16 protein-coding genes and 1 tRNA gene are annotated in these 12,569 nt (G+C 62.9%); all 17 read left to right on the top strand.

Annotated features, from left to right (window positions below; translation table 11 throughout):
- The first annotated feature begins 63 nt into the window (after positions 1 to 63).
- Positions 64 to 243: a ferredoxin gene (locus TACI_RS03890; protein WP_012869521.1), complete on the top strand. Its 180-nt coding sequence runs from the start codon at positions 64 to 66 to the stop codon at positions 241 to 243.
- 24 nt (positions 244 to 267) lie between these two features.
- A tRNA-Ile gene (locus TACI_RS03895) sits at positions 268 to 344 on the top strand.
- Positions 345 to 397: 53 nt separating this feature from the next.
- Positions 398 to 1,165 (top strand): Nif3-like dinuclear metal center hexameric protein, encoded by a 768-nt coding sequence (locus TACI_RS03900; RefSeq protein ID WP_012869522.1) that lies wholly within the window; start codon positions 398 to 400, stop codon positions 1,163 to 1,165.
- Between the two features lie 53 nt (positions 1,166 to 1,218).
- A complete protein-coding gene (gene trpS / locus TACI_RS03905) occupies positions 1,219 to 2,208 on the top strand; it encodes a tryptophan--tRNA ligase (RefSeq protein ID WP_012869523.1) in 990 nt (329 codons plus the stop codon).
- On the top strand, positions 2,192 to 2,953 hold the full coding sequence (locus tag TACI_RS03910) for a segregation and condensation protein A (RefSeq protein WP_012869524.1): 762 nt from the start codon (positions 2,192 to 2,194) through the stop codon (positions 2,951 to 2,953). The genes trpS and TACI_RS03910 overlap by 17 nt, the downstream gene beginning before the upstream one ends.
- Positions 2,928 to 3,521: an SMC-Scp complex subunit ScpB gene (gene scpB / locus TACI_RS03915; protein WP_012869525.1), complete on the top strand. Its 594-nt coding sequence runs from the start codon at positions 2,928 to 2,930 to the stop codon at positions 3,519 to 3,521. Before TACI_RS03910 ends, scpB begins: the two co-directional genes overlap by 26 nt.
- A complete protein-coding gene (locus TACI_RS03920) occupies positions 3,502 to 4,215 on the top strand; it encodes a pseudouridine synthase (protein ID WP_242601152.1) in 714 nt (237 codons plus the stop codon). Before scpB ends, TACI_RS03920 begins: the two co-directional genes overlap by 20 nt.
- 61 nt (positions 4,216 to 4,276) lie before the next feature.
- Entirely contained in the window at positions 4,277 to 5,170 is an 894-nt protein-coding gene (locus TACI_RS03925) for an HDOD domain-containing protein (protein ID WP_012869527.1), read from the top strand.
- Entirely contained in the window at positions 5,167 to 5,838 is a 672-nt protein-coding gene (gene cmk / locus TACI_RS03930) for a (d)CMP kinase (protein WP_012869528.1), read from the top strand. Before TACI_RS03925 ends, cmk begins: the two co-directional genes overlap by 4 nt.
- Entirely contained in the window at positions 5,822 to 6,472 is a 651-nt protein-coding gene (locus TACI_RS03935) for a lysophospholipid acyltransferase family protein (RefSeq protein ID WP_012869529.1), read from the top strand. Before cmk ends, TACI_RS03935 begins: the two co-directional genes overlap by 17 nt.
- Entirely contained in the window at positions 6,465 to 7,538 is a 1,074-nt protein-coding gene (hflX, locus tag TACI_RS03940; protein ID WP_012869530.1) for a GTPase HflX, read from the top strand. The genes TACI_RS03935 and hflX overlap by 8 nt, the downstream gene beginning before the upstream one ends.
- A 54-nt stretch (positions 7,539 to 7,592) precedes the next feature.
- Positions 7,593 to 8,468, top strand: a complete 876-nt coding sequence (locus TACI_RS03945) for a YicC/YloC family endoribonuclease (protein ID WP_012869531.1) — start codon at positions 7,593 to 7,595, stop codon at positions 8,466 to 8,468.
- A 5-nt stretch (positions 8,469 to 8,473) separates the two neighbouring features.
- The gene (locus TACI_RS03950; RefSeq protein WP_012869532.1) at positions 8,474 to 8,731 is read left to right on the top strand and encodes a DUF370 domain-containing protein; all 258 of its coding nucleotides are present in this window, start codon (positions 8,474 to 8,476) and stop codon (positions 8,729 to 8,731) included.
- On the top strand, positions 8,724 to 9,329 hold the full coding sequence (gmk, locus tag TACI_RS03955) for a guanylate kinase (protein WP_012869533.1): 606 nt from the start codon (positions 8,724 to 8,726) through the stop codon (positions 9,327 to 9,329). Before TACI_RS03950 ends, gmk begins: the two co-directional genes overlap by 8 nt.
- Positions 9,326 to 9,544: a DNA-directed RNA polymerase subunit omega gene (locus tag TACI_RS03960; RefSeq protein WP_012869534.1), complete on the top strand. Its 219-nt coding sequence runs from the start codon at positions 9,326 to 9,328 to the stop codon at positions 9,542 to 9,544. The genes gmk and TACI_RS03960 overlap by 4 nt, the downstream gene beginning before the upstream one ends.
- Positions 9,545 to 9,549: 5 nt before the next feature.
- Complete coding sequence (coaBC, locus tag TACI_RS03965; protein WP_012869535.1) at positions 9,550 to 10,761, top strand: bifunctional phosphopantothenoylcysteine decarboxylase/phosphopantothenate--cysteine ligase CoaBC; 1,212 nt, start codon at positions 9,550 to 9,552, stop codon at positions 10,759 to 10,761.
- Positions 10,761 to 12,569: a primosomal protein N' family DNA-binding protein gene (locus tag TACI_RS03970; protein ID WP_012869536.1), complete on the top strand. Its 1,809-nt coding sequence runs from the start codon at positions 10,761 to 10,763 to the stop codon at positions 12,567 to 12,569. Before coaBC ends, TACI_RS03970 begins: the two co-directional genes overlap by 1 nt.

Raw genomic sequence — 12,569 nt, forward strand, 5'->3', positions numbered from 1 at the left:
ATCCCCCTTTGACGGATCGGGGATCATGGGGTAGAATGCTTCCTCGGGAGGAGGTGGCCCCTCATGATCGTCCGGATCGAGGAGGATGAGTGCATAGGCTGTGGCGTTTGCGCTCAGATCTGCCCGGAGGTCTTCGCCCTGGACGAGGAGCTTGGCAAGGCCAAGGTTCTCAATCGGGAAGGAGCGCCCTGCGTCCAGGAGGCGGCCGATAGCTGTCCGGTCAGTTGCATCAAGGTTGATTAGGGGTTGAGCCTCTCCGCATAGGAAGGGCCCATAGCTCAACGGGTTAGAGCCACCGGCTCATAACCGGAAGGTTCCTGGTTCGAGTCCAGGTGGGCCCACCAGCAAAGCCAAGCCGCCCTCGTGGCGGCTTTTTCAGTATCTTGGGGGTGTTGGGTTGCGCCTATCTCAGGTGGTATCGTCCATAGAGGCCCGCATCCCCCCCAGCTGGGCCTACGAGTGGGATAACTGCGGCCTCCTGGTGGGGGAGATGGGTTCCCCGGTGGAGCGGATAGGGGTGTGTCTCGATGTGGATTCCCAATCAGTTGAGTGGGCCTTGGAGAACGGATGTCAGCTTTTGGTGGCCCACCATCCGGCCATATTCAGGCCCCTGCGGCGTATCGTGGACGACGGGGCTGGATGTCCCCTTCTCAAGGCCATAAGGGGTGGGCTCGCCGTATACGGGGCCCACACCAGCTGGGACGTGGCCCCCTTCGGGGCCAGCGTGGTTCTCGGGAGGTCCCTGGGTCTATCCGACATGTCCCCCATGGAGCCCCGGGGGGAGTGGGGGTTGGGAGTTGTGGGCCACTTGGAGATGGTGGACCCCGAGGTCCTTATGGTGAGGGCCAGATCCATGTGGGGTCTATCCTGGGCCTTCGTGTCCGGGGCCCAGGACATCCAGGTCTCCCGGGTGTCCATCTGTGCCGGGTCCGGTGGGGAGCTTTGGCGGCTGGCCCTCTCCCTGGGGGCCCAAATGCTCATAACCGCCGACGTGAAGTACCACGACCTGCTGGACGCGGAGGCCGCGGGGTTGGTGATTGGGGTGGTTGACCACGGGGAGATGGAGCACGCCACCCTTGGGGACCTCAGGGACCTTATAGAATCTGCCACCGGAGTCGAGACCCTTCTGGGGCCCCGTCGCCAGGGGCGGGTTCGTTTCGTGTAGATCAGGACAACTTACGTCCCGCGGAGGCGGGGACGACGAGAGGTGAGCCTTAGATGATGGATAGGGTTTTTAGCGGCATGAGGCCTACCGGGAAGCTACACCTGGGGCATATGGCGGGGGCCCTGGCCAACTGGGTGAAGCTGCAGGAGGATCACGAGTGCTACTACTGCGTGGTGGATTGGCACGCCCTCATGTCCGATTATGCGGACAGCAGCATGCTGAGGGACAACTGCCGGGAGATACTTCTGGACTGGCTGGCCGTCGGGTTGGACCCCGATAAGTGCACCATATTTGTGCAGTCCCACGTTAAGGAGCATGCGGAGCTGTCCCTGGCCCTCTCCATGGTGACCCCCTTGGGATGGTTGGAGAGGAACCCCACCTACAAGGACCAGATCCTTAACCTGCAGAATAAGGACCTTTCCACCTATGCGTTCCTTGGGTATCCGGTCCTCATGGCGGCAGACATACTGCTCTACAAGGCGACGAAGGTGCCCGTGGGGGAGGATCAGTCGGCCCACTTGGAGCTGAGCCGGGAGATAGCAAGGCGCTTCAACTACTACTTTGGCGAGGTCTTCCCGGAACCCCAGGCGTTGCACACCTCCACCCCGAAGATACCCGGCACGGACGGCAGGAAGATGAGCAAGTCCTACGGTAACTCCCTCAACATAGCGGACGAGCCTGCCGTGCTCTGGGACAAGTTGAAGACCATGATGACGGACCCCGCCAGGTACAGGCGGACGGATCCTGGGGATCCGGACAAGTGTCCCGTCTGGGATCTGCAGAAGTTCTTCAACCACGACGCGGCGGAGATGGAGGAGCTGGCCCACGGGTGCAGGACCGCGGGGATAGGTTGCATAGACTGCAAGAAGAAGCTCTTCCGACACGTGGAGGAGGTCATGACCCCCATCCAGGAGAGGCGGCGCAGGCTTGAGGAGCACCAGGATATGCTGAACGAGATAGTTCAGGAGGGGGCCAAGAAGGCCCGGTCCACCGCCCTGGTCACCATGGAGGAAGTGTACGGCGCCGTTGGAATGCTACGCTGATCTAAGAGGTGAAGGCCCTCTCAACGTAACGCTGGGGGAGTTTTCCGGCCCCCTGGACCTGCTCTGCCAGCTGGTGGAGCGGGGGAAGCTGGATGTGGCCCGCATATCCCTGGTGGAGCTTCTGGAGCGGTACGTGTCTCACCTGATGACCGTGGAGTCCGTGAGCCTAAGGGACCTGGCGGAGTTCTTTGGCTTCGTGTCCCGGATAGCCCTGTCGAAGGTTCGAAGCCTGTTCCCCTCGGTGGATCAGGAGGAGGTGTTCCCCCTTGAGGAGGATACCCTTGATGCGGAGGAGGAGTTGCGGGCGTCCTTCGTTCGGTACCGTCCCATAAGGAGGGCCGCCATCTGGCTCGAGAGGAGGCAGGCCTGGCGGGAGAGGTTTTTCACCCGGGAGGCGGAGGAGGGGCCCCTGCTCTTCGAGGCGGGGGACCTGTTCGGGTTGGCCCGGGTCTGGTGGTCCATGCTGGACCGGAACTACGATCCGGGGGATGAGGATCTCTGCGATGAGCCCCCGGTGGAGATAGACGACGGAAGGGCCCAGGAGTTCAACGTGGAGGAGATAATGGAGGAGATACTGTCCATCCTGGGGGGGCAGCCGGTGCCCTTCGGGGCCCTCCTGGGGGATCGTCCCACCCGGGGGCGAGTCATAGCCTCCATCCTGGCCCTTCTGGAGCTCTGTCGCCTGGGAAAGCTTAGAATATGTCAGAAGGGGGCCTTCGATGACATCGCATTCTGTGCCCCATAGCGGTCCCTCTAGGGTGGAGCTGGACAGGAAGGTGGAGGCCCTTCTCTTCGTGTCCCCCGCCCCGGTTGAGGAGCGGGAGATGGCCTCCTTCCTGGGGGTGTCATCTAGGGAGGTCCGGGAGGCCATAGGTCGTCTTAGGGAGCGCTACCAGTCCTGCCACGGTCTGGACCTTATACAGGTGGCGGAGGGGTGGCAGATGGTCACCGCCCATGATCTGGCGGACCTTGTGGGGGCCTTTAGGGAGGTCTCCCAGAGCCAGAGGGTGCGGCTAAGCAGGGCCGCGGTGGAGACCCTGGCGGCGGTGGCGTATCACCAGCCCATAACCAGGGCTGAGATCGAGGAGATCCGGGGGGTCCGGTGCGACCGGGTGCTGGATACCCTGCTGAGGCATGGGCTGGTTCGGGTGGCGGGAAGGAAGCGGAGCCCTGGAAACCCGTTGCTTTACAGGACCACGTCCCGGTTCATGGACGTCTTCGGCCTGTCCTCCCTGGGGGACCTGCCGTCCCTGGAGGATCTGATGGAAGAGATGGGGAACGACGATCTGGAGGATGAGGGCCTTGAGGCTTAACCAGTACCTGGCCCGGTGCGGATTGGGATCTAGACGTAAGGTGGAGGCCCTGATCGTGACGGGAAGGGTCAAGCTTAACGGTCTGGTGGTTTCCGATCTGGGATGCCGGGTGGAGGAGGGGGACCATGTGGAGGTGGACGGATGTTCAGTGCACCCCCTCGATAAGATCTACATCGTGATGAACAAGCCCCGGGGCGTGGTGTGCGCCGTGGAGGACCGGCGGTATCGCACCGTGCTGGACCTCCTCCCCCCTCAGATAAGGGCCCTCCGCCCCTTCCCGGTGGGGCGGCTGGACAAGGAGAGCCAGGGGCTCCTCATCCTGACCAACGACGGGGACTTCTGCGATGCCATACTGCATCCTCGAAGGGGTATAATAAAGACCTACGAGGTTACGGTGGACAGAGATGTCCCCTCGGAGTCGTTGGATCGGCTTAAGGGCGGGGTGTGGTCCGATGGGGAGATCTTGGAACCCCTTATGGTTAGCCTCATGGGTCCTAGAACCGTCCGGGTGGACATCCAGGAGGGGAAGAAGCGGGAGGTCCGGCGGATGATGGCCGCACTTGGGTTCAAGGTGCTATCCCTCCTGCGGCGAAGGATAGGTAAGATGGAGCTTCGCAGGCTTAGAGCCGGGGGGATATGCCTTTTCTCCGTGGACGATATCTGGCATCATATCAACGTGGGTGGTATTGTATAGCTGGGCTTAGTTGGATCTTCGCGGAGCACCAATTACCCTGTTGTCGTTTAGGAGGGGTTACATGCAAGGGCTTGATGATCGTACCCGGGACCTTATACAGAGGCGAGTGCTCAAGCGGGTCAGCGATATACCATCTCTGCCCCAGTTTGTGATAGATACCCTCAAGAAGCTGGACGATCCCAAGAGCAACGCTCAGGACGTGGCGGACAAGCTTGCCAAGGACGAGGGGCTGGTGCTCCGCATCCTGAGGCTTGCCAACTCCGCTTACTACGGTTTGCCTCGCAGGATAACCAGCATCTCCGAGGCCATAGCCCTCTTGGGCTTCAAAACCGTCAAGAGCATCGTCCTAGCCGCATCGGTGTACAAGTTCATGGACGGAGCCTTCACCGGTTACGCCCTTGACAGAGGGGAGCTGTGGCGGCATTCCCTCAGCGTGGCCTTCTCCTCCCGGCACATAGCTAAGCGCTTCAAGGACGTGGACGATGAGGAGGCCTACGTGGCTGGCATGGTTCACGACATAGGCAAGATAGTCCTTAACGATTACGTCCGGTTCGGCTACAGCATCATAGTTAAGCTGGTGGAGGAGGACCAGATGCCCTTCATGGACGCGGAGCGCCAGGTGTTGGGCTTCGATCACGCCCAGGTGGGGGGGCTCATAATGGAGCAGTGGAACCTGCCGGAGCGCTACATGATAGCCGCCCGGTATCACCACTCTCCCTGGGAGTTGCCGGACGAGCAGGCGGAGCACAGGCGCTTCCTGGACGTGATTCACGTGGCCAACTCCCTGTGTCTCATGTTGGGGGCCGGGCTTGGGGCGGATGGTCTGCAGTACAGCGTGTGGCCCGAGAGCCTTGAGCGGCTGGGCCTCTCCTCTGACGTGGAGGTCCTCATGTCCGAGCTGGTGGACCTGATGGCCCAGGTGGACCAGGAGCTTAGCATGGAGGCCATGGAATGAGCCGCCGCGGCCCGGTGGTGGTGTTGGACGGCCCCGCCGGATCCGGCAAGAGCACGGTGGCAAAGCTTCTCGCCCGGGCCCTGGGGGTCCCCCACCTGGACACGGGGGCCATATACAGGGCGGTGGCTTACCACATGGACTCCAAGGGCATCCCCCCCGAGGACTCGGAGCTCCTCCTTCGGGAGCTGGAGGTCACCCGGGTGGAGGTTTCCCAGGGCTTCGTTCGGGTCAACGGGGAGGACGTGACCCGGGAGATAAGGACCCCTCACGTGGACTCCATCGTATCCCATTACGCCGCCATCCCGGCCGTCAGGAGGGCCCTCCTTGGGCTCCAGCGGGAGCAGGCCAGGGACGGAATAGTGGCGGAGGGGCGGGACATGGCTTCCGTGGTCTTCCCCGACGCGGATGTGAAGGTCTTCCTCACCGCCTCCCCGGAGGAGCGGGCGAGGCGAAGACACCTGGAGCGTCTCTCAAAGGGAGAGGACTCGGACTACCAGCAGGTGCTTAGACAGGTGGAGGAGAGGGATCGGCTGGACTCCCAGCGGGAGTGCTCCCCGTTGAAGGTGGATGAGGGGGCCCTGGTGTTCGATACAACCGGTCTGTCGGTGGATGAGGTGGTCTTAGCCCTCGAGAAGGAGGTGCGGTCAAGACTTGTCGGAAGGGTTTAACCAGAGTCGGGTCTTCTACCTGCTGGTTAAGGGCCTCTTCAAGGGGGCCCTGTCTTTGTATTTTAAAGTGAGGGTGAGGGGCCTGGAGGGCAGGGAGCTACCATCCCCCCTCATCGTGGCCTCCAATCACTGCAGCCACCTGGACCCCCCATTCATAGGGGCCTTCTTCCCTGGGCAGCTGTGCTACCTGGCCAAGGAGGAGCTCTTCCACAATCCGCTGATGGGGCTGGCCCTCAGGGGGCTTGGGGCCCTCCCGGTGGATCGGGACGACCAGCGGGGCTCCAGCGGGCCCCTGCGGCTGATGCTGAAGCTCCTCAAGGAGGGGCGTCGGGTGCTCATCTTCCCCGAGGGTACCAGATCTCCGGATGGCAGGTTGCAACCCCTGGAGGAGGGGGTGGCCTTCCTCAGCCTCAAGGCGAGGGCGCCGGTGCTGCCAGTCTTCATTCGGGGCACCTTCGAGGCGTTCCCCAAGGGGGCCTCGTTTCCAAGGCCAGGTAGGGTGTCCCTGAGCTTCGGAGACCTCATATGGCCCCAGGGGTTCCTCCAGGATGGAGCGCCGGAGAGGGAGGCCAGATCCCATATGCTCAAGGCCATCGGCGATTCCCTGATGGTCCTGTCGGAGGGCCATGACTGATCCCGGGGCCATAGTCCTGTCCATAGACCCCAGGGATGAGGCCTCCATTGAGGAGGTAGAGGCCCTTCTCTCCAACCTGGGGTATCGCAGGTTAAAGAGGATGGTTCAGCGGAGGATGAGGCCCGATCCGGCCAGCTTCGTGGGAGCCGGGTTCTGTGAGGCCGTCCGGGAGGAGGTCCGGTGCGGGGGTTATGAGCTGGTGGTTGTGGATGGGAACCTGTCCCCCACCCAGAGACGGAGCCTGGGGGAGGCCCTCAAGGTGGAGGTTTGGGACAGGCCCTACTTGATAATGAGGATATTCGAGGCCCGGGCTGTCACCGCGGAGGCTAAGCTTCAGGTTCAGCTGGCGTCGCTCCGGCACGAGATCCCTTACCTCAAGGGTTTGGGGCTTCAGATGTCCCGGGCGGGGGGCGGGATAGGTACCCGGGGACCTGGGGAGACCGAGTTCGAGAGGCATCGCAGGAAGCTGGAGCGCAGGGCCCGTTCCATAGAGGATAAGCTGGAGCAACTCAGGAGAAGGAGGTCCTCCCTCAGGCAACATCGCCGCCGGAGGGCCCTCAAGACCGTCTCCCTGGTGGGTTACACCAACAGCGGCAAGACCACCCTCCTTTCCCGCCTGTCGGGCGATAGAGGTGTGGTGGGGAAGGACGAGCTATTCGCCACGCTGGACCCCTTGGTGAGGGGGGTTACCCTCCCTGACGGCAAGGTGGTGTTGTTCTCCGACACGGTGGGGTTCATCCGGAGGTTGCCGGTGGAGCTGGTGGCGGCCTTCAGGGCCACGCTGGAGGAGGTTGCCTTCGCGGACCTGGTGGCGGTGGTGATCGACGGGGCCTCTAAGGAGCGATGGGAGCACCTTAAGGTCATAGGAGATGTGTTGGATCAGATAGGCGCCGGTGAGATACCCCGGGCCATCCTCCTTAACAAGGAGGACCTTTGGGGTTCGTCCGACGAGGCCTTTGAGATACTGTCGGAGATGAGGGGCACCGGCCTTCCGGTCTTTCCGGTCAGCGGCATCACCGGCCAGGGGCTTGACTCCTTTCTGGGGTGGCTTCAGGGCAGCCTCTGATGCCCGGCTTTTGGGACGCCACAACAAGGTGACTTATGTCAGGGGGTTGGACGGATGTTTAGCATGACCGGCTACGGCCGTGGGCGGGTGGAGGGCCAGTGGGGCAGGCTCTCCCTGGAGATCAGTAGCGTAAACCATCGTTACCAGGAGATAAGCGTGAGGCTTCCCCGGGACATGTCCCGCTGGGAGCCCTGGTTCCATCTGAAGTTGAGGCCCCTGTTCAACCGGGGCAAGGTAACCTGCCGGGTTGAGGCCAACTGGGGGCCCTCCTCCGGGGCGGGGCACCTCAACCTGGAGCTCATGTCCTCCATCTACGGGGAGGTAAAGCGGCTCTCCTCCCAGTTGGGGGCCCCCTTGGGTCCCGTGACGGATCTCCTTCAGGTGCCGGGGGTCATGGAGAGCCCCATGGGCTTCATGGACGAAGGGGAGGCGGAGGGTATCCTGGAGGGCCTCCTGCGGATGGCGGTGGAGGATTGGAACCGGATGAGACAGGCGGAGGGGGAGTACCTATGGGGGGAGATCCTCCGCAGGCTGGGCTCATTCCGCAGTTGCGTTGACCGGATATCTCGTGTCTGGGGGGACAGGATGGAGATGGCCTTCCGCCAGGCTCGGGAGAGGGTGGAGGAGATGCTGGCTGGCCTTGGAGCCTCCCTGGACGAGTCCCGATGGGCCCAGGAGCTGGTGATAATGGCTGACCGGTGGGACGTCAGCGAGGAGCTGTCCCGGTTGGGTTCCCATGTGGAGCAGTTCCTGGCGGTTAGGGACCTGAAGGGGCCGGTGGGCAAGCGGTTGGACTTCATCGTGCAGGAGATGAACCGGGAGGTCAACACCTTGGGTTCTAAAGTTAACGATCCGGAGATTCGGAGCCTGGTGGTGGACGCCAAGTCCGCCCTGGAGGCCGTCAGGGAGCAGATCCAGAACTTGGAGTGATGGACATGAAGATGGTTCACGTGGGCTTCGGGAACATGGTGGCCGCTGGCAGGATAATAGCTATAATAAGCCCCGCGTCGGCCCCCATAAAGAGGCTCAAGGACGAGGCGGCCCGGGATGGCAGGCTGGTTGACGCCACCCAGGGGAGGAAGACCAGGGCCATCATGGTGATGGACAGCGGACACGTGATCCTGTCCGCCCTGCAGCCGGAAACCTTAGCTAACAGATTCGAAGGCGAGGAAGGGTCTGGGGAAGATGGGTAACGATAAGATAGGCAACTACAGGAGGGGGACCCTGTTTGTCATATCGGGTCCCAGCGGAGCGGGCAAGGGGACGTTGCGGCGGGTCCTCTTCGAACGGGTGCCGGGGCTCTTCTACTCGGTCTCCTACACCACCAGGTCGCCCCGCCCGGGGGAGACCGATGGGGTTGATTATCGCTTCGTCTCCGAGGAGGAGTTCAAACGGATGATCGAAGAGGGGGCCTTCCTGGAATGGGCCTTTGTCCACGGCAAGTACTACGGCACCAACCTTAAGGACATAGAGGCCAAGCTCAGCGAGGGGTACGATGTGGTCCTGGAGATAGACGTTCAGGGGGCCCAGCAGGTTACCCGAAAGGTCCCTGGGGCGGTGACCATATTTGTGGAGCCCCCGTCGGTGGAGGAGCTTGAGCATCGCCTCCACGGCCGGGGCACCGAGGGGGAGGACGAGCTATCCCTTCGCTTGAGGAACGCCATGGACGAGCTATCCCACGCGGGGGAGTACCAGTACAGGATAGTCAACGACCGGGTGGAGGACGCGGCCGAAACCCTGGTTAAGATAATAGAGCAGACCAGGAGATCAAGGGGAGGTATGTCTAAGTGATATTCTGCGACATCGACAGGATATGCAGGGAGAGGAACATCCCCAACAAGTACGTTCTAGCCCTGGTGGTGGCCGCCAGGGCCAGGCAACTGAGCGAGAGGAAGGGTAGGCTGGAGGACGAGAAGTACATATCTAGGGCCATAGATGAGATAAGCCGGGGGGACGTGCTGGTCTCCTGCCCCATGGACGCTCATAGTGCCCCCAGGAGGGAGTGAGCCCCGTGACCTCCTGGAAGAGGGGAAGGAAGGTGCTGCTCGGCATATCCGGGGGCATCTCGGCCTACAAGGCCATCGATTTCATCCGTCACCTGGTGAAGGCGGACTGCCAGGTGGAGGTGATCCTAACCGAGGGGGCCCAGGCGTTCGTAAGTCCCTTGGTTATCTCCACCCTGACCGGGAGGCGTTGTTGGCTGGAGGAGGACTTCCTGTCCCATGATAGGGGGTATGAGATCCCCCACATAGGGCTCACCGATTGGGCGGATGTGATGGTGGTGGCCCCGTGCACCGCCAACGTGCTGGCCATGGGGGCCGCTGGTCTCTCGGGTACCCTGCTGGGGGCGGCCCTGCTCGCCGCCCGGTGCCCGGTGGTCCTCTTCCCCGCCATGAACGTGAAGATGTGGGAGCACCCGGCCACCCAGGAGAACGTCCGTAGGTGTTCCCAGTGGGGTTACCAGGTGGTCCCCCCCGAGGAGGGGGCCCTGGCCTGCGGCTACGATGGCAAGGGCCGGTTGCCCTCTGTGGAGGCCCTGATGGAGTACACCTGGCGGGCCCTGTGCCCCAAGCGGGACATGGAGGGCAGGTCGTTCCTAATAACCGCGGGACCCACATGGGAGTTCCTTGATCCGGTCAGGTTCATAAGCAATCCCAGCACCGGCAAGATGGGGGTGGAGCTGGCCCGGGCGGCGTGGTACCGGGGGGGGGATGTGACCCTGGTCTGCGGCCCCGGCGTGAAACCCGACGTCCCCGGTGCCCGGGTGGAGAACGTGGTCTCCGCGGAGGACATGCTCGAAAAGTGTCTTGAGTTCAGGGACTCGGACGTGATAATCAAGGCGGCGGCGGTGGGGGATTACAGGGCCTCCACCGTACAGGGTTCCAAGATCAAGCGGGAGGGCATGAGTACCCTGGCGCTTGAGCTGGTCAGCAACCCGGACATAGCCGCCCGCTTGGGCCAACTCCGGAGAGACGGCCAGGTGCTGGTTGGGTTCGCTGCCGAGACGGATAACCTGATCGACAACGCGTTGAGCAAGATGAGGTCCAAGGGGTTGGACGCCATAGTGGCCAACGATGTAACCCGCCAGGGCTGTGGCTTCGGATCTGACACCAACCAGGTCTCCATGGTGGATCGCCGGGGCCGGAGGATGGATTTCCAGGGCACCAAGGAGGAGGTGGCCCACTTCGTTCTGGATGTTGTGACCGAGCTCCTGGAGGAGTGATGGGCCTGTCGGATCGTCAAATAGGGGTGCTCTTCCCGGGGCCTTGGAGGAGGCCCCTTTCCTATACCTGCCGGGTGGATGTGCCGGTGGGATCCGTGGTCCTGGCCCCCCTCGGTAGGACCTCCAGACCCAGGCTAGGGTTGGTGATGGAATCCGAAGGGGACCATCCCGGTCCGGTTAAAGAGGTTTGGAGGGTGGTGGGTGATGGGCCTTCGATTCCCATGGACCTGATGCACCTCATTGGCTGGGCCTGGCGTTGGCTGGGGGTTCCCATGGGGAGGACCCTTGATCTGGTTTTGCCCCGCTGGCTTTTCAAGGGGGAGGAGAGGCTGATGTCCCCGCCGGAGTGCACCTTTGATGCGGACCGGGGGCCTCGGATGGATCACGCCCTTGCCCCCTGCGACGCGGATAGGTTCATGGAGGGGGTCCATAGGTGTCTTGCGGTCCCGGGCTGTAAGGGGGTGTTGGCCCTCCTGCCGGAGAGGACCATGGTGAGACCCCGGCTGGAGGACGCCCTGTCTGCGGGGTTCAAGGCCCTTGAGTGGCCCAGGACCCCCGCCGGCCAGCGGCGAGCCTATTCCAGGCTCCTCTCCGGGGAGGTGGATTTGGTGGTGGGTTGCCATGGGGCGGCCTTCGTTCCCCTGCCTCCCGGATGGACGGTTTACATGGACGACGAGTCCTCCGAGTCCTGGAGGCCCGTGTCGTATCCCACCTTCTCCATCAGGGCCCTGGTGGTGGAGCGGTGCCGGGTCGGGGGGCTCCACTTGGTCCTCGGTTCTAGGTTCCCCTCCTCCAGGGTTTACCTTAGGGTCAAGGGGGCGGCGGAGGGTAGTGTAGGGGCCATTGAGCGGGTTTCCCAGGTTAGGCTTCAGGGGGGGAGCGACGGATCACCACCGGGTTACGTTACGGCCCCCCTGATCAGACGGACCAGACAGGTGATGGCCAAGGGGGCCTCGGCCATTTGGATCCTGGACAGGAAGGGGTATGTGGGGGCCATAACCTGCTCCGATTGTGGGGCGGAGTTTAGGTGCGGTAGGTGTGGCTCCCCCATGAGATCCGATCTGATCTCCTCCCAGATGGCGTGTCCCGCCTGCGGTTTTCGTGCTAAAATCCTGGACCGTTGTCCCCGTTGCGGCGGAGCCTTCTTCCAGGTTGGTCGGGTGGGGCTTCAGGCGGTATTCCAGGAGGCCCAGGGGGTATTGAAGGGCGCTAGGGTGAGGTTGGTGGAGGGTCCCCTTTCGGACCCGGAGCTCAGGGACTTGGTGGGGCTGTCTAGGGAGGGCCCCCTGCTGGTTGTGGGCACCAGGGCGGTGTTGCCCCTCTGCGACCTGATGGAGGTTCGCATGATGGCCTGGCTCGATGTGGATGGGGAGGCCGCCTCCGTGGCTGGTTACGACGGGGACGCCCGGGCCATGGGGCTGGTGTACGAGTCCCTCTGGCGAGGTGTGGATCCTCAGCCCAGGTGGTTGATGCTCCAGACCAGGTCTCCGAACTCGGGCTGGAGACGGTATGCGGGTCAGGGGTGGCGCAGGTTTTGGGAGGTCGAGATGGCGGAGAGGGCCCGGATGGGTTTACCCCCCTTCGGTTGCATGGTCAGGATCGGCGCCTCCCAGGAGCAAATGGGGGAGCTTAGGTCCGTTTTGGAGTCCCTGGAGGAGAGGGGTATCATCTCCGGGGTCGTGGAGGAGGACGGGGGCGCGCTGGTACACCTATCTGAGAGGTCCAGGGTCCGGGACCTGATAGACGTCATAGGGGCCAACGGGCATCCCACCGGGGAGTTTCCCCGGGTGGTGGTCTTCAGCGATTGA

It is taken from the genome of Thermanaerovibrio acidaminovorans DSM 6589, assembly GCF_000024905.1.
Classification (GTDB): Bacteria; Synergistota; Synergistia; order Synergistales; family Synergistaceae; genus Thermanaerovibrio; species Thermanaerovibrio acidaminovorans.